The 21497-nt window shown below is 49.4% G+C and carries 23 protein-coding genes; 21 read left to right on the top strand and 2 right to left on the bottom strand.

Going from position 1 to position 21497, the window contains the following annotated elements; all coding sequences use genetic code 11:
- The first annotated feature begins 19 nt into the window (after positions 1 to 19).
- From gcvH to tsaB, 21 genes are all read left to right on the top strand, one after another.
- Positions 20 to 400 carry a glycine cleavage system protein GcvH gene (gene gcvH, locus BM318_RS03115; protein ID WP_092980601.1) on the top strand — a complete coding sequence of 127 codons (381 nt, stop codon included), beginning with the start codon at positions 20 to 22 and terminating at the stop codon, positions 398 to 400.
- Entirely contained in the window at positions 369 to 779 is a 411-nt protein-coding gene (locus BM318_RS03110) for a VanZ family protein (RefSeq protein WP_143099902.1), read from the top strand. Before gcvH ends, BM318_RS03110 begins: the two co-directional genes overlap by 32 nt.
- A gap of 69 nt (positions 780 to 848) precedes the next feature.
- Positions 849 to 1553, top strand: coding sequence for an energy transducer TonB (locus BM318_RS03105; protein ID WP_092980598.1), 705 nt, complete (start codon positions 849 to 851; stop codon positions 1551 to 1553).
- Positions 1554 to 1754: 201 nt separating this feature from the next.
- The gene (locus BM318_RS03100) at positions 1755 to 2555 is read left to right on the top strand and encodes an energy transducer TonB (protein WP_092980597.1); all 801 of its coding nucleotides are present in this window, start codon (positions 1755 to 1757) and stop codon (positions 2553 to 2555) included.
- Between the two features lie 92 nt (positions 2556 to 2647).
- Entirely contained in the window at positions 2648 to 3553 is a 906-nt protein-coding gene (gene cyoE, locus BM318_RS03095) for a heme o synthase (RefSeq protein ID WP_177218245.1), read from the top strand.
- Positions 3550 to 4122: a cytochrome c oxidase subunit 3 gene (locus BM318_RS03090; RefSeq protein ID WP_092980596.1), complete on the top strand. Its 573-nt coding sequence runs from the start codon at positions 3550 to 3552 to the stop codon at positions 4120 to 4122. Before cyoE ends, BM318_RS03090 begins: the two co-directional genes overlap by 4 nt.
- An 82-nt stretch (positions 4123 to 4204) precedes the next feature.
- A complete protein-coding gene (locus tag BM318_RS03085) occupies positions 4205 to 5179 on the top strand; it encodes a cytochrome c oxidase subunit 3 (protein WP_092980594.1) in 975 nt (324 codons plus the stop codon).
- A gap of 51 nt (positions 5180 to 5230) precedes the next feature.
- On the top strand, positions 5231 to 5614 hold the full coding sequence (locus BM318_RS03080) for a cytochrome C oxidase subunit IV family protein (RefSeq protein ID WP_092980593.1): 384 nt from the start codon (positions 5231 to 5233) through the stop codon (positions 5612 to 5614).
- Between the two features lie 69 nt (positions 5615 to 5683).
- Entirely contained in the window at positions 5684 to 6322 is a 639-nt protein-coding gene (locus tag BM318_RS03075) for a hypothetical protein (protein WP_092980592.1), read from the top strand.
- Positions 6323 to 6324: 2 nt separating this feature from the next.
- On the top strand, positions 6325 to 7056 hold the full coding sequence (locus BM318_RS03070) for an SCO family protein (protein WP_177218244.1): 732 nt from the start codon (positions 6325 to 6327) through the stop codon (positions 7054 to 7056).
- Between the two features lie 5 nt (positions 7057 to 7061).
- A complete protein-coding gene (locus BM318_RS03065; protein WP_092980590.1) occupies positions 7062 to 7595 on the top strand; it encodes a DUF420 domain-containing protein in 534 nt (177 codons plus the stop codon).
- Positions 7588 to 7830, top strand: a complete 243-nt coding sequence (locus BM318_RS03060; protein WP_394333322.1) for a hypothetical protein — start codon at positions 7588 to 7590, stop codon at positions 7828 to 7830. The genes BM318_RS03065 and BM318_RS03060 overlap by 8 nt, the downstream gene beginning before the upstream one ends.
- A 122-nt stretch (positions 7831 to 7952) precedes the next feature.
- A complete protein-coding gene (locus tag BM318_RS03055; protein WP_092980585.1) occupies positions 7953 to 9197 on the top strand; it encodes an ABC transporter permease in 1245 nt (414 codons plus the stop codon).
- Between the two features lie 11 nt (positions 9198 to 9208).
- The gene (locus BM318_RS03050) at positions 9209 to 10468 is read left to right on the top strand and encodes an ABC transporter permease (protein ID WP_092980583.1); all 1260 of its coding nucleotides are present in this window, start codon (positions 9209 to 9211) and stop codon (positions 10466 to 10468) included.
- A gap of 112 nt (positions 10469 to 10580) precedes the next feature.
- On the top strand, positions 10581 to 11693 hold the full coding sequence (locus BM318_RS03045; protein WP_092980581.1) for an efflux RND transporter periplasmic adaptor subunit: 1113 nt from the start codon (positions 10581 to 10583) through the stop codon (positions 11691 to 11693).
- Between the two features lie 90 nt (positions 11694 to 11783).
- The gene (locus BM318_RS03040) at positions 11784 to 12488 is read left to right on the top strand and encodes an ABC transporter ATP-binding protein (RefSeq protein WP_092980578.1); all 705 of its coding nucleotides are present in this window, start codon (positions 11784 to 11786) and stop codon (positions 12486 to 12488) included.
- Complete coding sequence (locus tag BM318_RS03035) at positions 12478 to 13707, top strand: ABC transporter permease (protein WP_092980576.1); 1230 nt, start codon at positions 12478 to 12480, stop codon at positions 13705 to 13707. Before BM318_RS03040 ends, BM318_RS03035 begins: the two co-directional genes overlap by 11 nt.
- Before the next feature lies 1 nt (position 13708).
- The gene (locus tag BM318_RS03030; protein WP_092980575.1) at positions 13709 to 14965 is read left to right on the top strand and encodes an ABC transporter permease; all 1257 of its coding nucleotides are present in this window, start codon (positions 13709 to 13711) and stop codon (positions 14963 to 14965) included.
- A 73-nt stretch (positions 14966 to 15038) separates the two neighbouring features.
- Entirely contained in the window at positions 15039 to 16151 is a 1113-nt protein-coding gene (locus tag BM318_RS03025; RefSeq protein WP_092980574.1) for an efflux RND transporter periplasmic adaptor subunit, read from the top strand.
- A gap of 73 nt (positions 16152 to 16224) precedes the next feature.
- Entirely contained in the window at positions 16225 to 17595 is a 1371-nt protein-coding gene (locus tag BM318_RS03020; RefSeq protein WP_092980573.1) for a TolC family protein, read from the top strand.
- A gap of 103 nt (positions 17596 to 17698) precedes the next feature.
- The gene (tsaB, locus tag BM318_RS03015) at positions 17699 to 18382 is read left to right on the top strand and encodes a tRNA (adenosine(37)-N6)-threonylcarbamoyltransferase complex dimerization subunit type 1 TsaB (protein WP_092980571.1); all 684 of its coding nucleotides are present in this window, start codon (positions 17699 to 17701) and stop codon (positions 18380 to 18382) included.
- Between the two features lie 50 nt (positions 18383 to 18432).
- Here the strand turns inward: tsaB and BM318_RS03010 are convergent, their stop codons facing one another.
- Positions 18433 to 19281, bottom strand: coding sequence for a mechanosensitive ion channel family protein (locus tag BM318_RS03010; protein ID WP_092980570.1), 849 nt, complete (start codon positions 19279 to 19281; stop codon positions 18433 to 18435).
- A 94-nt stretch (positions 19282 to 19375) separates the two neighbouring features.
- A complete protein-coding gene (locus tag BM318_RS03005) occupies positions 19376 to 21469 on the bottom strand; it encodes a thioredoxin domain-containing protein (RefSeq protein WP_092980569.1) in 2094 nt (697 codons plus the stop codon).
- Positions 21470 to 21497 lie beyond the last annotated feature (28 nt).

The following is a 21497-nucleotide window of genomic DNA, read 5'->3' as shown; positions in this document are numbered from 1 at the left end:
ACGACTAATTTAGCAACACATGAATATTCCGTCTGATCTGAAGTATACCAAGGACCACGAATGGGTCCGGATTGAAGGGGACACTGCAACTGTAGGCATTACCGATTTCGCGCAGAGCGAGCTGGGCGATATTGTCTATGTTGAGGTGGAGACCCTGGATGAAACCCTGGACGCCGAGGAGGTTTTTGGCACGGTGGAAGCCGTTAAAACCGTTTCCGATTTGTTTTTGCCCGTAAGTGGGGAAATCATTGCTTTTAATGAAGATCTGGAGCAGGAGCCTGAAACCGTAAACACAGATCCTTATGGTGCCGGGTGGATGATCCGAATCAAGATGAGCGACCCTTCTCAGGCAGACGACCTGCTTTCCGATGCGCAGTACAAGGAACTCATCGGGGCCTAAGCCCGGAATCTTTACCCTTGGGCTTATCCTTTGGCTGGCAGGTATTGTTGTAGCCTGCCTGATGCCCGTAGACGACTTCTCTGAGGTTGGCATGGACATCCCCTACATGGACAAGGCGGCCCATTTCGTTTTTTATTTTGGTGCAATGATCCTCGCCGGCCTGACGATAAAGGAGAACACCCTTGAAGATCCAAGTCGCGGACGCTGGGTTCGCCGGGCAGTTTTTGGCCTGTTACTCTTTGGTTTGGCCATAGAAGGATTGCAACTGGTGTTGCCTGCCGGCAGAAGTGCCCAATGGGGAGACCTGGTGGCAAACGGGCTGGGCCTGTTTGCGGGACTTGCCTCACTCAAAAGGGGCTTTCACGAACTCCTGCTTTGAATTTGGAAGTATCTATTGCATTTTTAGCAAAACTTTGGTTAAATTAGCAAACATTAAAGTAATGAAATCATGGAATTGAAGAAGAGTGCTAAAGCTGACTTGAGAAAGAACAGCGGCCTTTATTTTGTGCTTGGCCTGGCCCTGGTAATGGGACTGGTATACCTGGCCCTGGAATGGAAAACCTATGATGATGCCGCTAACTACGACATTTCCATGGACGTAGAAGAATTGCTGGACGAAGAGGTGCCGATGACCGAGCAGATCAAAACGCCTCCACCTCCACCGCCACCTGCTGCACCGGAAGTGATCGAGGTTGTAGAAGATGAGGAAGATGTTGAGGAGACCGTTATCGAGTCTACCGAGACCAGCCAGGAAGAAGAAATTATCGAAATCGACGATATTGAAGTTGAGGAAGTAGAAGAGGATATCGACGTACCATTCTCTGTAATTGAAGACGTGCCAATTTTCCCTGGTTGCGAAGGCGCCAGCGATAAGCGGGCCTGCTTCAACGAAATGATGCAGAAGCACATCCGTAAGAACTTCCACTACCCGGAAATTGCTCAGGAAATGGGAATCCAGGGACGTGTTGCGGTGATGTTCACCATTCAGAAAGACGGCAGTATCGGAAACATTCGTATGCGAGGCCCGGACAAGAACCTCGAAGCCGAAGCACGTCGCATCATCGAAAAGCTGCCTAAAATGACTCCAGGAAAACAACGAGGGCGTGCGGTACGTGTACCCTTCAGTATCCCGATCATGTTTAAGCTGCAATAACAAGATTCAGAATCGACAACGATTCATAGCATAAAAAATCCCCTGCATTCGCCGGGGATTTTTTTTGGCCTTTGCCTTTGGATTTTCTTTCCCTCACTCAAATGGCTACTTCACTCATTTACACCGTAAATTCGGGCTTTTCAGCGCTGTAAGGAACATTTTTTGTGCTGGTTTCAGGGTAAACTTTAAACCCGAAATACGATGAAAAATGAAGCTGACTACAATGAGAACAAAAACCACAACAAGGAGGAAGAAACTGTTCCAAAGAGAATCCCGTCCTACCTGTTGAAGGCAAGGGCGAACCTTCCCAAAAATGGTCCGATCCGATTTCAGATAGGATTGATACTTGCCATGACGGTATCCTATATTGCGTTGGAGTGGATCTTCCCCCTGAAGGAAGACCCGGCGCCTCCTCCATTGGAGTTACTCGAAGAACAGGTATTTTACTTGCAGGAACAACAGGAAGAGCCCCCGAAAATCATGGCCCTGGCCACCCCGGAACCGGTTCGCAAACCCCTGCAACGCATCGTGGTCGATAAAACCGAGGCACCGGCTATTGAGAAAGAGGACATACCCATTAGTTTATCCTTGACCCCACCTGCTCCTCCCGGGCCCAGGATAACCCCCGAGGCCCCTAAGGAAGAACAGTATTATACCATGTTAAACGTACAGGAGTTGCCGGTTTTTCCGGGCTGTGAAAAGGTGTCTTCAGAGGAACGGTTCGCCTGTTTTCAGGCTGGGCTTAAGAAGCATATTAAGCGGAATTTCCGCTATCCCGATGCAGCTGTGGTCACCGGACAACAGGGACGTGTGTATGTGGAATTTGTGATTTCTAAAACGGGGGAAATCGGGGGGTTAAAACTCCGGGGACCGGCGCCTGTTCTCGAAAAGGAGGCATCTCGCATCATTAACCGCTTGCCTCAGATGATACCCGGGAAAGTAAGGGGGATTCCTGTACCCGTCCGCTTTGCAGTCCCTATAAATTTTGTGCTGGGGCAATAAGGGGATGTTGATGCCTGAAAAACAGGGTTTCCATCCGTTGGAAAGACCGCGTTTGGTGCGTATCTTTGCAGCCCTTATCACAAAGGGATTCAATGGATCAAGTTACAGGAATGGCAACTTCCGGTACCGGGCATTCTCGCCTTGCGGATTTTCGCGAGATCACCAAAGTCAGGCTCGCCCTGAGTGTGGTTTTTTCTGCGATTGCCGGATATTTCCTGGGGGCTGATTCGCCCGAGATAGGAGCACTGGCGCTGTTATCTGTTGGTGGCTTTTGTATGGTTGGGGCCTCAAATGCTTACAACCAAATCATCGAACGCCATCTCGATGCCAAGATGCACCGTACCAAAAATCGTCCGATTCCCTCGGGGCGAATGAGCGTGGCGCTGGCCCTCACCATAGCGATTGTGATGACCCTTGTTGGGGTGTTCCTGTTGTTTTTGCTCAATCCCAAAACGGCATTTTTTGGGGCGCTGTCCATTTTTCTCTATGTCTGTGTGTACACGCCCTTAAAAACCGTTACCCCTTTGTCTGTATTTGTTGGGGCATTTCCGGGTGCGATCCCATTTATGTTGGGTTGGGTTGCCGCCACGGGTGAATTTGGCATTGAACCCGGAACCCTCTTCATGATCCAGTTTTTCTGGCAATTCCCGCATTTCTGGGCGCTGGGTTGGATGTTGCATGAAGACTACAAGCGCGGGGGATTTAAAATGTTACCCACAGGAAAGCGCGATACCGGAACCGCGGTACAAATCATTATGTACACCTTGTGGATGCTGGTGATTTCCATAATTCCGGTTTTTGGGATTACCGGTAGCCTGGTCCTTTCGGTACCGGCGGCCGTTCTGATTTTCCTGATGGGATTGGTAATGCTGTGGTTTGCCCTCCGGCTTTACGAGCGCCGGGATCGCAAATCGGCACGCAGCCTGATGCTCTCCAGTGTTACCTACATTAGCCTGATCCAGATAATATATGTCCTAGATAAATTTATTATGCAATGACGCAATTGAAAGAAAGCAAACAAAGCAGAGCCCGGAAAATGATGCTCTGGTTCGGAATCGCCTCCCTGCTTATGACCTTCGCCGGATGGACCAGTGCTTATATCGTCAGTAGTCGGCGCGAAGATTGGCTTACCGATTTTGAGTTACCTCAGGCCTTCTGGATCAGTACGACCATTTTGATTATCAGTAGCCTGACCTACTGGATGGCTGTGCGCAGTGCAAAGCAGGATGCTCAGGGCAAAACCAGGGGTTGGCTCTACCTGACCCTGGCCCTCGGACTCGCCTTTGTCGCTTTTCAGTTTAAAGGCTTTTCTGCCATGATCGCTTCTGGCTACTATTTTACCGGGCCAACAAGCAGTATTACACTGTCTTATGTGTATCTCATTGCCATGGTCCACTTGCTGCACGTGGCCGTTGGCCTTATCAGCCTTGGAGTGGTGATTTACCAACAGCACAAAGGGGCGTACGGACCGGGAAACATGACCGGAATTGAAATGGGAAGTACCTTCTGGCATTTCCTTGATTTTCTATGGTTGTATCTCGTACTGTTTTTCGCCTTTTATCGTTAGTATATAAGTGCGGAATCTTCCTTTGGGAACAGATAAAAAAATGTATTTTTGCTAAAATTCTCTTAATACCCAAAACGACTTTATGGATACTGCGGTAACAACCGAAACGGAAGGAAGTGTATGGGGAGGCGGTAACCGACCCCTCGGTGCCAGTTATGGTAAACTGATGATGTGGTTTTTTATCGTATCGGATGCCCTGACTTTTTCTGGTTTTTTATGTGCTTATGGATTTTCTCGGTTCAAGTTCATTGAGACGTGGCCTATAGCCGATGAAGTATTTACACACGTACCCTTTTTCCATGGGAATTTCCCGATGTACTACGTGGCCTTCATGACTTTTGTCCTGATTATGTCTTCTGTAACGATGGTACTGGCGGTTGATGCCGGACACCGGATGATGAAGAACAAGGTTATTATCTATCTATTTCTGACCATCATCGGAGGGGCTATTTTCGTAGGATCTCAGGCTTGGGAATGGGCAACTTTTATCCGTGGTGATTACGGTGCCGTCGAAACCCGCGGGGGTCGTATCTTGCAATTTGTCAATGCAGATACCGGAGAGCGCGCTGCCTTAGCAGAATTTGCGGCGACTATTCCGGATGAGCGAGCAGAACATGAAAGAAAAAATGGAATTTGGTTCCGGGAAGAAGGGTCACTGACCACATACACGGTAAACGAGGTAGTGGAAGGATTCCGTTCCAATCCAAATATCCTGATCCGTACGGAGACCATAAATGAAAATGGAGAAAAGACCTTGTTGGATCGCAAGCAATCCCTCGAGCGTATCAAGGATGCCAAGCTCGTAGTAGAGGGGGCCAACTTAATCCGGAACGAATACGGGAGTCGTTTGTTCGCAGACTTCTTTTTCTTTATCACCGGATTCCACGGCTTCCACGTTTTCTCGGGAGTTGTATTCAATATCATCATATTCTTCAACGTAATCCTGGGTACCTACGAACGCCGGGGGCACTATGAAATGGTGGAAAAAGTTGGGTTGTACTGGCACTTTGTAGACTTGGTGTGGGTATTTGTATTTACCTTCTTCTACCTGGTCTAGCCAGCAGCGAATTAGTAAAAAGCATCTGTTCGATTAATAAAGAATAAAAACATGGGACACGAACACAAATTGGAAATATTCAGAGGACTGGTAAAATTCAAGTCCAACGTTACCAAAATCTGGGGCGTGCTGATATTTCTTTCCATTGTTACGGCCATCGAAGTTGCCCTGGGGATCACCAAACCTGATTTTCTGGTCGGGACTTATTTCATAGGGATGAAATTGCTCAATTGGATTTTCATAATCCTGACCCTGGTCAAGGCCTATTATATTACCTGGGATTTCATGCACATGCGCGATGAGAAATCCAATCTGCGCCGAGCCGTTGTATGGACGCCAATATTCCTCGTGAGCTATCTGATCCTGATTTTGCTTTTCGAGGCGGATTATATCTACAACGTCTTTAAAGACGGATTCGTCACCTGGAATTTTTAACGGGATTTAAACGATTTGAAAGACGGTGACTCCACCGTCTTTTTTTATTTTTGTACCCCGGTAAGAGCTATGAAAAAAACCGTTGTACTCGTTGTGCTTTTTGTGTTGCCGTTGGTGGTATACCTCTTTTTTGCCACTGGGGTTACCCGCTTTGGGATTTTACCGGCACTCTCCGGTCCGGTTCAGGAATTATCCGCTTTTGAAGGGTCAGAAAAACTGGAAGGGAATATCAGTATCCTCGGGTTTCTTGGCACCGACATTGAGAATAAGAAGGGTGTTGCCTTTAACCTGAATCAGAAGATTTACAAGCCGTACTACGAGTTCAAGGACTTCCAGGTAATCATGATTGTCCCCAAGAACTCAGAAGTGCAAGTGGCTTCCTTGGTGGAAGAGCTATCCGGCTTTACCGATACCAGTGGGTGGAAGTTTGCCTATGGCGAACCCGAAGACATCAAGTCGCTCTTTCAGTCCCTTGAGACCGACCTGGAGCTCGGGGAGGATTTGAGTTCCCCTTATGTCTTTATCCTGGATAAAGAGCGCATGTTGCGCGGCCGGGACGAGGACGAAGACGGGCAAACCAAATACGGCTTTGATGCCACCTCCGTTGCTGATTTAAATAACAAAATGAAGGACGACGTCAAGATTATCCTTGCCGAATATAGAAGGGCCTTGAAAAAGAATAATAAGTACAAAGAATCCGCCGAGTAAGTATGGCTGGTGTGCGTAAATACGGTTATATCGGGGTAGGTGTAATTGTCCTGCTCTTTGGGGTATTTGCCTACGTAGAAATCTCCCGTAGGATTGCCGATGGTGAGGTAGTTGCCCAGGATAGGATAAGCGGCCCTCCTGTGGAATACATATCCCTGAATGGGGAGCGTCGCAAAGTGCCGGATTTTACCCTGCGGAATCAGGATAGCCTGTTGGTAACCGAAGCCGATTACAGGGGAAAGGTTTTTGTAGTGGAATTCTTTTTTACGACCTGTCCGACCATTTGCCCGACCATGACCCGAAATTTGGTGTCCCTGCAGGAGGAATTCGGAGCACGGCAGGATTTTGGGATAGCTTCGATTACTATCAACCCAAATTACGATACGCCGTCCCGATTAAAGCAATACGGCGAAAAATACGGAATCACCGACCTTGATTGGAACCTGCTTACAGGAGACCGGGAGGAGATTTACGAGCTGGCCAATGCGGGCTTCAATATTTTTGCTGCCGAGATGCCGGAAGTCCCCGGCGGATTTGAGCATTCGGGCTTATTTGCCCTAATTGATAAGGAAGGGTTTATCCGTAGTCGAAAGGACGCCCACGGAAATCCGATTGTTTATTACCGGGGTTCTATCCCTGAAGACCAACCTACTGCCGAAGAAGGGGAACTGCAAACCGAGACACAACAGATCACTATCCTCAAAGAGGATATTCGAAAATTACTTAAGGAATAGCAGGTATGGACGAGCTACGTGCAAAAAAGGAAAAACGTTTCAATCTTTGGATTACAATTATTTCCATTGTAATTCCACTGGTAGTGGCCTTGCTCTTTTCGGTGCGATTGCCCGGGGTGGAGCCCTTGTCCTTTCTTCCTCCGATCTATGCCGGGATCAATGGGCTAACGGCGGTGCTGCTAATCATTGCGCTTTGGGCTATTAAGAATGGCAACCGGGTGCTGCACAGCCGCCTGACGACCACTTGTATTGCCCTGTCGTTGCTCTTCCTGATCATGTATGTAGCTTATCACATGACCTCAGATTCCACTCCTTATGGTGGGGAAGGGGCCATGCGCATCGTATACTTCTTTATCCTGATTTCGCATATTGCCCTCTCCATAATTGTGATTCCCCTGGTCCTACGTACCTATGCCAAGGCCTATCTGGAGGATTTTGCCGGACATCGTAAATGGGCGCGAATAACTTTTCCGGTTTGGCTTTACGTAGCGATTACCGGAGTCGTGGTTTACCTGATGATATCCCCCTACTATGTCTAACCGAAGCCGCTCATACCGCCCAACATCCCCAATGCGAATTGCCGGGTTGCTCCTTGTGATGCTCCTGCCATTATACAGCCAGGCGCAGTGCGCCATGTGTCGCGCGGTACTCGAAAGCAATGACGATACCGGTATTGCCGAGGGAATAAACGACGGCATCGTTTATCTGATGGCCATCCCATATGTTGTGGTTGGTGTCCTGATCTTTGTGGTTTACCGAAAAATGCGCGCCTGAATTTTTCGGGGCAAAACTGTAACAATCCCTCTTTTTGATCGTCTGATAAGTAGGCCATTGGTGTATCACCCTCGTAACAGAGGATCTATCCCTGGCCATTCATCAATCAAAAAACCCAACCCATGTTCGATATCGAGCGATGGCAGGAGATTTTCGATACCCTTCGAAAAAACAAACTCCGCACTTTCCTTACGGGGCTGTCAGTAGCCTCCGGTATATTCATACTTGTTATTTTGCTGGGATTCGGGCAGGGCATGCAGAACGGTATTGCCCACGAATTTGAGCAGGACGCCTCTACCTCGGTCTGGGTTTGGCCCGGAATGACCACCAAGGAATTCAAGGGGATGAACCCCGGACGCCGCATTCAGCTGCGCAACGACAATTTTGATTTCTGGAGCAAGGCCAATGCCGAAAAAATCGAAAACGAATCCCCCCGGATTTTTGTGCGCAACGTAAACGTAAACTACGGGAATGAGGCTTTGGTTTACGGTATCCATGGGGTGCAGGGCGATTTCCAGTTTATCGAAAACGCCAAAATGGTCGATGGGCGCTTTATTAACCTCTTGGACCACGAAGGAACCGCCAAGGTTGTGGTTATTGGAAATAAAATTCGGAAAGACGTTTTCGGCCATTTGGAAAGCCCTCTGGGGGAATACATCGAGTTTTCCGGGATCCCCTTTAAGATTATCGGAGTATATAAAGAATTGCGCGAACGGGAGGAAGAGACCTTGTATATTCCCCTTAGTACGGCACAAAAGGTATTCAATGGCGGAGACCGCGTAAACAACCTGGCGTATACCCTTCCCCCTGCAGAAAATTTTGACCAGGCCGTTGCTCAAGCCGTAGCTTTCAAAGACGAACTGCGGCAGTATTTGCAGCAAGCCCATACCGTAGCACCGGACGATACGGGTGCTATTCAGGTCTGGAGCGCCATGGAAGAGGCCAAACGCTACTACAGCCTTACCGGGAATATCAAGTTCTTCTTCTGGTTTGTCGGAATCTGTACAATAATCGCCGGGGTTGTAGGGGTGAGCAATATCATGCTCATTGTGGTCAAGGAAAGGACGCGAGAAATAGGGGTGCGAAAGGCACTTGGGGCCAAGCCCTGGTCTATTGTGGGAATGATCCTCCACGAGGCCATTTTTGTTACGGCTATCTCCGGGTTTTTGGGGCTGTTCTTCAGTATGCTCTTGCTGGAGTTGGTAGGCCCGTATGTAGAAGTCGATTATATCATGAATCCATCGGTTAACCTCAATGTTGCTGTGGCAACTGTACTGGTATTGATTTTTGCCGGAACTGTGGCAGGATTCTTTCCCGCATGGCGTGCGGCGAATATACAAGTGATTAATGCCCTCAGGGACGAATAAAACAAGGAGCTATGTTTAACCGCGATCGTTGGAAAGAAATATTGGAAGTGCTCACCAGCAATTGGTTCCGCACCTTGTTGACGGCATTTGGTGTTTTCTGGGGAATACTCATCCTGATAATCCTGCTGGCTGCGGGCAAAGGCCTGGAAAATGGGATCAAAGCCGATTTTGGAGACATAGCCACCAATACCATGTTTATCTGGACCCGCCGCACTACCAAAGCCTATGAAGGCCTGCCGAAAGACCGGGATTTCAGCTTTAAAATTGAGGACCGGGCCCTGCTGGAAAACAATTTTCCCGAGTTGCGCTTTATTTCCCCAAGAAACCAATTGGGAGGTTTTCGCGGGGGTAGTAACGTAATCCGCGGGATCAAGACCGGGGCCTATAATATTTACGGGGATTATCCTGAAATCATCAATCAGGACCCGATGCAGATTACCAGTGGCCGGTTTATTAACCATAACGACATCCAGGACAAGCGCAAGATCGCGATTATCGGGGAAGGGGTCGTCAGCGACCTTTACGATGCCGGGGAAGAAGTGGTCGGCACCTATATCAAGATTTCCGGGGTGAACTTCCTGGTGGTCGGCACCTACAAGAAACGCAACAATGATGGCGATGGGGAAGAAGGGCAAAAGCAAATCTTTGTGCCTTTCACTGCATTCTCCCAGGCTTTTAACCGGGCCGATAATGTAGGTTGGATGGCGATTACTGCCAAAGACGGCACTTCGATCACATCCCTGAAAGAATCCATAGTAGGTGCCCTGAAAGAGAAGCATAAAGTACATCCGGAAGACCAGCGCGCGATCGGCTATTTTGACCTGTACGAGCAATATAACCGGGTAGAAAGCCTGTTCGGGGCCATGCGGTTCATCGCCTATTTTGTCGGCGTCCTGGTCCTGCTCTCTGGGATCATCGGGGTGAGCAATATCATGCTGATTGTCGTTAAGGAGCGCACCAAGGAAATCGGGATTCGGCGCGCCCTGGGGGAGAAGCCCTGGAGTATTCGCCTGCAAATCCTGATGGAATCTATTTTCCTGACCCTGATTTCGGGGATGTGCGGAATCAGCTTTGGCGCCTTGTTTATCTATGGGGTAAACGCACTACTCGATGCCAACGGTCCGGTGGATATGTTTTTGAATCCGAGTGTTAGTATGGGGGTCGTAGTGGGATCCCTGACCATATTGGTGGTGTCCGGCTTGCTGGCCGGATTTATCCCCGCCCAAAGTGCTATTAAAGTCAGGCCTATCGATGCCTTAAGAACCGAATAAAATAAACGGGTCCTTCCCCCGGAACGGAAGAAAGGGAACTTCCCCCTGAAAGTGAAGTGAACAACAAAAGTCAAAAAGCGAAAGTCAACAAAGAAAGTAAAACCCAACTGCGATGAAAAAATCTGTCACCCGCATCATCCTGATCCTGATTGTCCTGGTCTTTGCCGGGTCCATGTACTATTTGTATTCCAAGAACTCTGAAGACCCGGTGGTCTATCAGACGGAAAAGCCTACGCGCCAGGATATCGTAAAGAAAACCGTAGCTACCGGGAGCATCCTCCCGTTGGAAGAAGTCCTGATCAAACCAAATATCAGTGGTGTGATCGAGGAAATTTATGTGGAAGGGGGCGACTATGTTAAGTCCGGGGACCTTATTGCTAAACTCAAAGTAGTCCCGAACCTGAACGCCCTGAACGATGCCAAGAATGCGATTGAGGACGCCAAGATTACCCTGAACGACCGGCAACGCAATTACGAGCGTCAGTTAACCCTGTTCAATAAGGGCGTTATCTCCCAGGCCGACCTGGATCGGGCCGAAGTAGATTATGACCAGGCCAAACAAGGGTATGCCGCAGCCAACCAGCGCTATGATATTGTGAAGACAGGTACCACCCGCGGTCTAAGCAGCGCAGCCAATACGCTTATCCGGGCCACCGTAGGGGGGATGATCCTCGAGGTGCCGGTAGAAGTAGGTAACCAGGTTATCGAGGCCAACACCTTTAATGAAGGAACGACCATTGCCGCCATCGCCGATATAGACAAGATGATCTTTGAAGGCATGGTCGATGAGTCTGAGGTGGGGAAAATCCACGAGGACCTTCCCCTTGAAATAACCGTAGGAGCCATTGAGGATAAAATTTTTCCAGCTGTATTGGACTACATCGCTCCAAAGGGGAACGAGGAGAACGGCGCGATACAGTTCGAGATCAAGGGTACCCTTTCCAAGCAGGATAGCGTATTTATCCGGGCCGGACTCAGTGCCAATGCGTCCATTATCCTCGGCAAGGCCGAAGGGGCACTCGCCCTTAAGGAAGCCCTGGTCCAATTCGATTCGGCTACCAAGAAGCCCTACGTTGAGGTAGAGGTAGGCGACCAGCAATTTGAGCGCCGCGACCTGGAACTCGGAATCAGCGATGGCATTTTTGTTGAGGTAATTTCGGGTTTGAACGAGGACGACGTCATCAAAGTCTGGAATGCCATTGAGCCCGTAATGGAAGGGGCTTAAACAATTTTAACAAAAAATTCAGAACATCCCTGTAACAAAACGGGAACTTAGCGGTCTAACGGTTAGATCGCATTAAAGCAAAAGCCAACCATGATCGAGATTAAAGACTTACACAAGTCCTATAAAATGGGCAGCAATTCCCTTCATGTCTTAAAGGGAATCAATTTTACCGCCGAGGAAGGCGAGTTGGTAGCGATAATGGGTTCGTCCGGATCCGGTAAATCCACACTACTCAACATTCTGGGAATGCTGGATGAAGCCGATTCTGGCGAATACAACCTGGATGGCGTGCCGATTAAGAATCTAAGTGAGACTAAGGCCGCCAAGTACCGAAATAAATTCCTGGGCTTTGTTTTCCAGTCCTTCAACCTGATCAACTATAAATCTGCGATGGAAAATGTGGCCTTGCCACTGTACTACCAAAAGGTTGGTCGTAAGGAGCGGGAAGAAAAAGCCATCAAATACCTGGAGCAGGTGGGCCTGAAGGAATGGGCACATCACCTGCCCAACGAACTTTCCGGAGGTCAGAAGCAGCGGGTCGCCATTGCGCGCGCCATGGCTGCGGAACCTAAGGTATTGCTGGCCGATGAGCCTACCGGTGCCCTGGATAGTAAAACCTCCTATGAGGTAATGGACCTGATTCAGAATATTAACGACCAGGGGAATACTATCCTGGTGGTTACGCACGAGGAGGACATTGCCCACATGTGTAAACGCATTATTCACCTGCGCGACGGAGTTATTGTCGAAGACAAAAAAATCAAGCAGGTAAGAGCTTCTTCCTATGTTCAATAAAGATACCTGGCAGGAAATCTGGCACAGCATGCGCAACAATAAGTTGCGGACTTTCCTAACCGGATTTTCCGTTGCCTGGGGGATTTTTATCTTGGTATTACTGCTGGCGTCAGTAAACGGGATGCAGAATGGTTTCGAGAAGCAGTTCAATGACGATGCCACGAATTCCATTTTTATTTATCCCAATGCCACTTCCAAACCCTATGGAGGTTTTGAAGCCGGCCGCCGCATCCGGTTCAAGAACGACGACCTGGATTTTATCAAAGGGAGTTACGCGAGTTCAATCGAATATTTCAGCCCGCGGTTTAACCGCTCCATGACCTTTAAGTTTAAGCAGGAGACGGGAGCCTATGGTGTAGTCGGAGTGAGTCCCGACCACCAGCAGATTGAGCGTTCTATCATTCTCAATGGGCGGTATTTGAACATTCAGGATGTCCGCAACAAGCAGAAGGTCATGGTCATTGGCCGGCAAGTTCAGAAAGAATTATTCAAAGACGAGGATCCGGTAGGGCAGAATCTGATCGCCAATGGACTGGTCTTTAAGGTGATTGGGGTGTTCGGAGACGACGGGAACGAAAGGGAGGAGAGCAATATCTACGCTCCCTACACCACCATGCAACAGATTTTTGGGAATTCCGATCAGGTCAATACCATTGCGATGACCTACAATCCGGAGTTCGATTTTACCCGGGCCATGGGATTCGGGGATACCCTGGAAGAGGTGTTGAAACGCCGCCTGACCATCCACCCGGAAGATCAGAGTGCTTTCTTTGTCAATAACTTTGCAGAAGGATTTTCCAATGTACAATCCTTCAGCAGTTTCCTGAAGTATGTGGCCATTGGCGTTGGGGTACTCATCCTTATCGCCGGAATCGTGGGGATCGGAAATATCCTGATCTTCATTATTAAGGAACGCACCAAGGAAATCGGGGTGCGTAAAGCCCTCGGTGCCCGACCTATCGAAATCATCAAACTCATTTTATTGGAGTCTATCGTTATCACCACCCTTAGTGGATTTGGCGGTATGTTATTCTCCATGGGGATTGTCGCCGCTATTTCACCCCTCGTGGATGCGCCGGCATTTTCCAACCCGAACGTAGACAACACTGTAGTAATTACCTGTACGGTAGTACTGATTTTTGCAGGTGTTCTGGCCGGACTGATACCCTCTATACGGGCAGCAAATGTTAAACCTATTGAAGCACTAAGAGCCGACTAATATGGGACTGCTGGATCGCGACTTATGGAAAGAGGTTTTTACCACCCTGAGCAAAAATATGCTCCGGACCTTTCTGACCACCCTCGGGGTAATATTTGCCATGGTTATCCTTATTGGATTGCTCGGTGCAACCAATGGGATGAAGAATGGCTTTAATCAGATTTTTGCCGGTACCGCCACCAACAGCATGTTCTTGTGGACTCAGCGCACCTCAATGCCCTACAAGGGATTTGAGCGTGGACGCAGCGTGGATCTACGCCTGGAGGATGTAGCACTCATCAAGCGCGAAGTACCTGAGGTAGACGACATCAGTCCGCGCATTCAGTTGGGTAATTTTCGGGGAACCGTTACGGTTATTCGTGGTGGAAAAAGCAGTGGATCCAGTGTTTACGGAGACTACCCAACGATCGACCGCATGTCTAAAAAGCGCATGGTCGAAGGCCGCTTTCTCAACCAGAAAGATATTGAAGGGGCGCGTAAAGTCTGTGTAATTGGCGTAGATGCCTACAAACTCCTTTTCGACAAAGGGGAGAACGCTATTGGAGAGAGTATCCGGGTAAACGGGATCTATTTTACCGTAGTCGGGATCTTCAAGCGAAACGACAATATCAACTTTGAAGGGGAAAATGCGGTATTCGTTCCCTTTACCACCTTCCAGACCGCTTTTAATAGCGGAGACGAGGTGGGCTGGATGGCCATTCTGGTCGACGAAGACAAAAAGGTGGCCGTTGCCGAACGCAAGATCAAGGCGCTGCTGAAGCGCAAATACAATATTCACCCCGACGATCCGAGGGCTTTCGGTTCCTTTGATTTTTCTCAAATCTTTGAAGGGATCAGCGCCTTTACCCTGGTACTGTCGGGCTTCTCATTCTTCGTAGGGATTTTTACCCTGCTGGCCGGTGTTATTGCAGTGAGTAACATCCTGTTGATTACCGTAAAAGAGCGAACCAACGAGATCGGTATCCGCCGTGCGCTGGGGGCAACTCCTAAAGTAATCCGCCGTCAGATTGTGATGGAATCCATTGTACTGACCTTTTTTGCCGGGTTGGTAGGGTTCATTATTTCCATAGGAATTTTACACGGTCTCGATATCGCCTTTGGGCAGACAGATGACGCACCATTTACGAATCCAACGGTAAGCATTATTCAGGTAGTGGTTTCCTTCGTATTGATGGTAGGCCTGAGTATCCTGATCGGAATGATCCCGGCAAACCGTGCCGTGAAAGTAAAACCTATAGATGCACTCCGAGAAGAGTAACAAAGCGAGAATGATCAAGACATATACTACACGATAATTTAATTCAACCACAGATAGCTAATCAATTTCAATCATGAATAAATATGTAAAATGGGGCTTGTTGATCATCCTTGGGTTAGGAGCATTATATGCCATTACCCGGGTTTTGAAAACCAACAGCAAACCCGCTGAACTCTATGAAACCGAAAAGGCCAGCAAGCAGACCATTATTAATAAGGTCGTTGCTACCGGGAAGGTAATTCCTCAGGAAGAGGTAGAGATCAAGCCACAGATTTCAGGTATTATCGAGAAGGTCTATCTGGAAGAAGGTGCCAGCGTAAAGGCAGGCGACCTTATTGCGGTGATCAAGGTAGTGCCGAATGAGCAGGCACTTTACCAGGCCCAGGGACGTGTTAAGAATGCAGAAATTGCACTTAATAATGCGGAGATTGAGTTCAACCGAAATAAGACCCTGCACGAGCGGGGGGTAATTTCCGACCAGGAGTTTGTGACACAAACCACAACTTACGAGCAGGCTCAGCAAGAACTGAAAAACGCCCAGGCCGACTACCAGATCATCCGACGCGGTTCCATCGGAGGCGCTTCTAACGCCAACACCAACATCCGCGCGACTGTACCGGGAACCATCCTGGAGATTCCGGTCGAAGAAGGAGATCAGGTAATCCAGGCCAACAACTTCAACGATGGTACAACCATAGCCATCATTGCCGATCTGGGTAAAATGATCTTTGAAGGCCAGGTCGATGAAGCTGAGGTAGGTAAACTGCGTCCCAATATGCCACTAAGCATTACCCTCGGGGCCATTCAGGACAAATCATTCGATGCCAACCTGAAGTTTATCGCGCCTAAAGGGGTAGAGGAAGAAGGTGCAGTTCAATTCCGTATCGAAGGAGATGTAGCGCTGGATTCGGCCTACTTTATCCGCGCAGGGTACAGCGCCAATGCTTCCCTGGAACTCGAGCGCAAGGATAGTGTCCTGGCAGTAAAAGAGGCCTGGTTGCAATTCGACAAGGAAACTGAAAAGCCTTACCTGGAAATTAAAACGGGAGAGAATCAATACGAGCGCAAGGATATAGAAACCGGAATATCGGACGGCATCTTTGTAGAGGTTGTTTCTGGAATCACGGCAGAAGACGAAATCAAGATCTGGAATAAAACCGAACCGATGGAAGAAGGTGGCCGATAAGCGCCATAACCTGACCTGAGGAAAAACCAGCACAGAACAACCAATCATCACAAACCGAGTAAATCATCAAAAAATGAACAGTTCGCAACTATTGCAGCCACGAAAAAGTGGCGTATTATTCCTTTTGCTTTTTGCTTTGGGACTGGGTACGGCCCAGGCTCAGAAGCGAGAGTGGACCCTGGAGGAATGCGTTACCTATGCGGTGGAAAATAACCTTTCTATTCAACAGATAGAATTGGATTACGAAGGTACCCTAATAGACCAGTCCGATGCCAAGAACGATCTGCTGCCAAGTCTCAATGGTAGTATACAAGGAGGTGGAAACACGGGTCTGACCTTTGATCCAACGACCAATGCACCGGTAACTACGACGATCATAACCGCTACAGGGAACCTGACCTCGACGATGAACCTCTTCGACGGGCTGCGTAATGTATATCGTATACAACGGGCTAAAATCAACACCCTGGCAAACCAGTATCGCAGGGACGACCTGAAGGACGATATCCGGATCAACGTCGCTACAGCCTACCTGCAGGTGCTCTCGGATAAGGAAACACTGAAAGCTACCCGTGCAAACTACGCGGTTACCCAGCAGGACCTTGAGCGTACCAAAGAGCAGGTCGATGCCGGTGTACTTCCGCGGGGTGATTTACTCGAGGTACAGGCTACGGCCGCCGGGCAGGAGCAGACTATTGTAAACCAGGAAAACAATGTGATCCTGTCGCGTATTGCCCTGGCCCAATTGCTGCAAATTACGGATTATGAGAATTTTGATATTGCCGAGGTAGATTACGATGTGCCGGCTTCGAGTATTCTGGAAAACAGCCCGCGCTCTATCTACGAACAGGCCCTGACCTTTAGAAACGATATCGCATTCTCCGAGACAGGAGTTACCCTGGCCGAGAAAGACGTACAGATTGCAAAGGGAGCTTACTTCCCGACAGTTGGGGCGTTCTTTAACTACAACACCCGATACTCCGATCAGACCCGTGATCCACTATCCGGGGAGGAGGTTAGCTTCTCGGATCAGTTATGGTTGAATGACGGAATCTCCTATGGTGTCCGAGTAGATGTACCCATCTTTAATGGTATGAGCACCCGGAACAACGTCAAGCGATCCGAAATCGACCTGATGCGTGCTGAGTTGCAGTTGGAGCAGGACAAATTGGACCTGGAAACAACGGTAAATACAGCTTATGCAGATGTGTCCAATGCCGCTAAGACCTATGAGTCGGCTCAACGTGCTTTGGAAGCCAGGCAAACGGCTTACGAGTACGCCAAAGAGCGCTACGAGGTAGGGTTGTTGAATGCCTTTGATTTCGGGCAGGCACAGTCCCGTCTGGACAATGCCCAGGCCGAAGTGATTCGCTCAAAGTATGCTTATATTTTCCGTATTAAGGTTCTTGAATTCTTTTACGGATTGCCAATCACTTTGGATTAAGTAATAAATATGGTGAACCCCGGGGTCTAACCGACCCCATGTTTCATAAATCTTATGACCCCGCGATCGATTTTTCGATTGCGGGGTTTTTTATCTTTGACCCATGGCGTGGATACTAACCCTGGAAACGGCTTCTACCAATTGTTCAGTAGGGCTTTTTGAAAATACCGAACTACGGGCGCTGCGGGAAGATCCGTCCCCCCAGTATACCCATGGAGAACTGCTTCATGTATTTATTCAGGAGGTATTGCAGGACGCGGGGATTACCGCCGACACCCTGGATGCAGTAGCAGTAAGTCAGGGTCCGGGGTCTTATACCGGTTTGCGAATTGGGGTTTCAGCGGCCAAGGGATTGTGTTTTGCCCTGGATATCCCGCTGATAGCAATCGGAACCCTGCGCATAATGGCAGCAGGATTTCTGGATGCTATGCGAAAGCCTGCGGGCGAGGGCTTGCTTATACCCGTGCTGGATGCAAGACGCATGGAAGTTTATTCTGCCGTTTTCAATTTCAATGGAGAACAAATTCGCGATACCCGGGCAGAAGTAATCGATGAGAACTCCTTCAGTGAATACCGAAAGCAAGGAACGCTTCACTTGCTTGGGAATGGTGCAGCCAAGCTTATGGAGGTTTTACCCGATCCGCCTTTTGCCTTCCATCCGGACCTGCAATCTTCTGCGGGCTTTATGGGCGTACTGGCCCAAGAGGCCTTTACTGCCGGAGATTTCCAGGACACCGCTTACTTTGAACCCAACTACCTCAAGGATTTTATTCCGGGAGGAAAATAAGGGCCTTTATTTCTCTGAAGGCCCCGGTTAATTTCTGCGAGGACTTGACGTTATTTCTCTGAAGGTCCGGCCTCCCCATTTTGAATAATATGAATGTCGCGTTGTGGAAAGGGAATTTCAATGCCTGCCTCATCGAAGCGATATTTCAGGGTCTCCATCACGTGGAAATGGGCTGCCCAGAAATCTTCGTTTTTCGCCCAGAAACGCAGGGTTAAGTTTACTGAGCTATCGGCCAGGGCGCCAACGTATACTTCGGGTACCGGTTCTTTCAGGATGCGCTCGTCCGCTGCGCAAATTTCCAGCAGGATATCCTTGGCCAGCTTAATGTTCGCGCCGTAGGCGATCCCTACGTCGATTTTGTTCCTTCGGGTGCTCTCAGCATTGAAATTGATGATATTCTCGTTGGCCAGTTTACCATTGGGCAGGATGGCGATCTGATTCCCGAAGGTGTTTAGTTTGGTGGTCAGGATGGAAATTTCCTTGACCGTACCGTCTACGCCCTGGGCCGAGATAAAATCGCCCACGCGAAAGGGCTTGAAGAGCAGGATAAGCACACCTCCGGCAAAATTAGACAAGGAGCCCTGCAGGGCAAGGCCAATGGCCAAACCAGCGGCTCCCACCATGGCCACCAGGGAGGAAGTCTGCACCCCGAGTTGGGTAACTACCAGCACAAAGAGAATAAACTTCAGCCCGGCACGGATGAAGCTTTGAAGGAAGGACTCCAGGGCTTCGTCGTAGTCTTTTTTATCGAAGAATTTCCGAACAAGCCCATTGATAATCCGGATAATCCAAAGCCCTACGAAAAGGGTCAGGATGGCTGTGATCAGGCTGGGGAGAAATTCCCAAAACCAGTTTGTAGCCTTCTCGATATATTCTGAGTATTGATCTAATGATTCCATAAGTAGTGTTCAGATTTTTGTGTTTTCTCGTAATGCGGGTGCAAAGGTAAGGACTACACAGGGGGAATGTCAAGTTCCGGGGATTAAGACCGTGTTAAGTCCAGGGAGCCGCTATGGTCTCGATGGCAGCCTCCATACTGCGCAACGGTTGCTGACAACTCCCTTGCTGGCAAGGGAAGATCCTGGTGGAACCGGCTTCGAACTTCCCCTTGAAAAGCGGGTAATCCGTAGGTTCCTCATGAAAAGCATGCAACGTATTGGGCAGGTAGTGCTGTTGCAGCTGCCGACTCAGGGATTTGGCCTCAGGCCCGCTGGTGACCACTTCCCAGAAAGGCTGCTGCATGGATAGCCCAAGCTGCAACCACAAGGCATATTGCGCGGGATAGGAAGTGCTATCGGCAAGTACTGCAGTAAACATTTCACGGGCCTGCTCTACCCAGGCTGTTTTACCTAATAGCAATCCGAGCCGCTTTAGGTTTAAAGCCATTATCGCGTTGGAGGATGGAATTACATTATCGGCTGTCTCCCGGCTGCGACGAATCAGGGACTCCTGAATATCGGAGGTGAAATACAGGAGGGTTTGCTGTGGATCCGAAAAATGTTCCAGAACATATTGTGTTAATTGCTCAGCCTCCTCCAACCACCTCAGGGTGCCTGAAAGACTGTATAGCCGAATTAAGCCGTCGATAAGGGCAGCATAATCTTCCAGGAATCCCGTGGGGCCATTGGTCTGTTTGGCAATGCTGTGCAGGAGACTTCCGTCCTCGAGGCGCATGCGTTTCAGGAGAAAAGCAGCTAAAGCGGTTGCGGCTTGCTCCATTTCCTCCGAGCCTTCCAGATAGGCCGCTGCATCGGCGAGACCGGCGAGCAATAACCCATTCCACCCACAGATAATTTTATCGTCCAGCCCGGGCCTTGGGCGTTTTTCCCGGTAGTCCAGCAACTTTTGGCGGCAGCTGGCCATTTTCTGGCTGAGTACCTCCGGATCAATTTGTAATGCGGTCGCGCAGGTTTCCATTTCCTGGTTCCGGATCAATACGTAATTCCCCGCTTCCCAATGCCCGAACTCGTTTACATTATAGACCAGGGCGAATGCTTCAAAATCCGAACCAAGCAGGTCTTTAAGTTCCTGGGCCTTCCAGACGTAATAGGCTCCTTCCGTGCTTTCTCCCCTGGCGTCGAGACTATCAGCATCCAGGGAGGCGTAATAGCCCCCTCCGGGAGCCTGCAATTCGCGCTCTAAGAAGGTGAATATGCCCTGCGCAATTTCCTGGTATAGCGGGTTTTTGAAATGGGCATAGCCCCGGGCATAGGTTCCCAAAAGCTGCGCGTTGTCGTAGAGCATTTTTTCAAAGTGGGGGACATGCCACCGTGCATCTACGGAATAGCGGCTAAATCCGCCCCCAAGCTGGTCGTAAATACCACCCCAGGCCATCTTAAGCAGGCTGGTATTCACATGGGTTTCGACCTCCTCGTCCCGGTTGGTTACTGCCCAATGCAACAAGAAATCCAGTTGGGCCGGCATCATGAATTTCGGGGCGCCCCGGTTACTGCCATATTCGGGGTCAAATCGCTGTTTCCATTTGGCCATACCTTCGGCCCAGGCCAGAAGATTTTTGGGAGCCTCCCGTTCAGATTCCAGGGGATTGGCCTGCCCGGAACCCTGACCCTCCTGCAGGCGATGTAATCCTTCCGTCAGGTTCTCGGCATATTCAATGACTTTCTCCGGCTGTTCTTTATAGAGCGTAGCGAGTTGTGAGAGCGCTTGCATCCACTGTTCCCTGGGTAAATAGGTGGCTCCCCAAAAAGGTCTTCCGTCCGGCAGGGCTACAATATTCAGCGGCCACCCGCCGGACCCTGTCATCAGTTGCAGAGCGTCCATATAGATCTGGTCTACATCGGGGCGTTCCTCCCGGTCTACTTTTACCGGTACGAAAGCCCTGTTCATCAGCGCTGCTACCTGGGCATCTTCAAAACATTCAGCTTCCATCACATGGCACCAATGGCAGGCCGCATACCCGATGCTGATGAGCAATAGTTTGTCTTCTGCCGCGGCCTTGTTAAGCGACTCGGGTTTCCAGGGCAGCCAGTTTACGGGATTGTAGGCGTGCTGCAAGAGGTAAGCGCTGGTTTCCCCGATCAGGGCGTTGGGGGTGCCGGCAGTATTTTCGGGTTTGGATGGGCTCATGGCAATGCTATAGGCTTTAAACAAAAAC

Origin of the sequence: Robiginitalea myxolifaciens (genome assembly GCF_900115205.1) — a bacterium.
Classification (GTDB): domain Bacteria; phylum Bacteroidota; class Bacteroidia; order Flavobacteriales; family Flavobacteriaceae; genus Robiginitalea; species Robiginitalea myxolifaciens.
Note: the sequence above shows the minus strand (reverse complement) of the source record. Positions and strands in the feature narration are given on the sequence as shown.

Excerpts from the sequence above, each read along its gene's own strand:
- BM318_RS03100 (WP_092980597.1), top strand. The coding sequence starts at position 1,755 with ATGAAAAATGAAGCTGACTACAATGAGAACAAAAACCACAACAAGGAG.
- BM318_RS03105 (WP_092980598.1), top strand. The coding sequence starts at position 849 with ATGGAATTGAAGAAGAGTGCTAAAGCTGACTTGAGAAAGAACAGCGGC.
- gcvH (WP_092980601.1), top strand. The coding sequence starts at position 20 with ATGAATATTCCGTCTGATCTGAAGTATACCAAGGACCACGAATGGGTC.
- BM318_RS03005 (WP_092980569.1), bottom strand. The coding sequence starts at position 21,469 with ATGAGCCCATCCAAACCCGAAAATACTGCCGGCACCCCCAACGCCCTG.
- BM318_RS03020 (WP_092980573.1), top strand. The coding sequence starts at position 16,225 with ATGAACAGTTCGCAACTATTGCAGCCACGAAAAAGTGGCGTATTATTC.
- BM318_RS03075 (WP_092980592.1), top strand. The coding sequence starts at position 5,684 with ATGAAAAAAACCGTTGTACTCGTTGTGCTTTTTGTGTTGCCGTTGGTG.
- BM318_RS03035 (WP_092980576.1), top strand. The coding sequence starts at position 12,478 with ATGTTCAATAAAGATACCTGGCAGGAAATCTGGCACAGCATGCGCAAC.
- BM318_RS03045 (WP_092980581.1), top strand. The coding sequence starts at position 10,581 with ATGAAAAAATCTGTCACCCGCATCATCCTGATCCTGATTGTCCTGGTC.
- BM318_RS03050 (WP_092980583.1), top strand. The coding sequence starts at position 9,209 with ATGTTTAACCGCGATCGTTGGAAAGAAATATTGGAAGTGCTCACCAGC.
- BM318_RS03025 (WP_092980574.1), top strand. The coding sequence starts at position 15,039 with ATGAATAAATATGTAAAATGGGGCTTGTTGATCATCCTTGGGTTAGGA.
- BM318_RS03030 (WP_092980575.1), top strand. The coding sequence starts at position 13,709 with ATGGGACTGCTGGATCGCGACTTATGGAAAGAGGTTTTTACCACCCTG.
- BM318_RS03090 (WP_092980596.1), top strand. The coding sequence starts at position 3,550 with ATGACGCAATTGAAAGAAAGCAAACAAAGCAGAGCCCGGAAAATGATG.
- BM318_RS03060 (WP_394333322.1), top strand. The coding sequence starts at position 7,588 with ATGTCTAACCGAAGCCGCTCATACCGCCCAACATCCCCAATGCGAATT.
- BM318_RS03040 (WP_092980578.1), top strand. The coding sequence starts at position 11,784 with ATGATCGAGATTAAAGACTTACACAAGTCCTATAAAATGGGCAGCAAT.
- BM318_RS03070 (WP_177218244.1), top strand. The coding sequence starts at position 6,325 with ATGGCTGGTGTGCGTAAATACGGTTATATCGGGGTAGGTGTAATTGTC.
- BM318_RS03110 (WP_143099902.1), top strand. The coding sequence starts at position 369 with ATGCGCAGTACAAGGAACTCATCGGGGCCTAAGCCCGGAATCTTTACC.
- BM318_RS03085 (WP_092980594.1), top strand. The coding sequence starts at position 4,205 with ATGGATACTGCGGTAACAACCGAAACGGAAGGAAGTGTATGGGGAGGC.
- BM318_RS03010 (WP_092980570.1), bottom strand. The coding sequence starts at position 19,281 with ATGGAATCATTAGATCAATACTCAGAATATATCGAGAAGGCTACAAAC.
- tsaB (WP_092980571.1), top strand. The coding sequence starts at position 17,699 with ATGGCGTGGATACTAACCCTGGAAACGGCTTCTACCAATTGTTCAGTA.
- BM318_RS03080 (WP_092980593.1), top strand. The coding sequence starts at position 5,231 with ATGGGACACGAACACAAATTGGAAATATTCAGAGGACTGGTAAAATTC.
- BM318_RS03055 (WP_092980585.1), top strand. The coding sequence starts at position 7,953 with ATGTTCGATATCGAGCGATGGCAGGAGATTTTCGATACCCTTCGAAAA.
- BM318_RS03065 (WP_092980590.1), top strand. The coding sequence starts at position 7,062 with ATGGACGAGCTACGTGCAAAAAAGGAAAAACGTTTCAATCTTTGGATT.
- cyoE (WP_177218245.1), top strand. The coding sequence starts at position 2,648 with ATGGATCAAGTTACAGGAATGGCAACTTCCGGTACCGGGCATTCTCGC.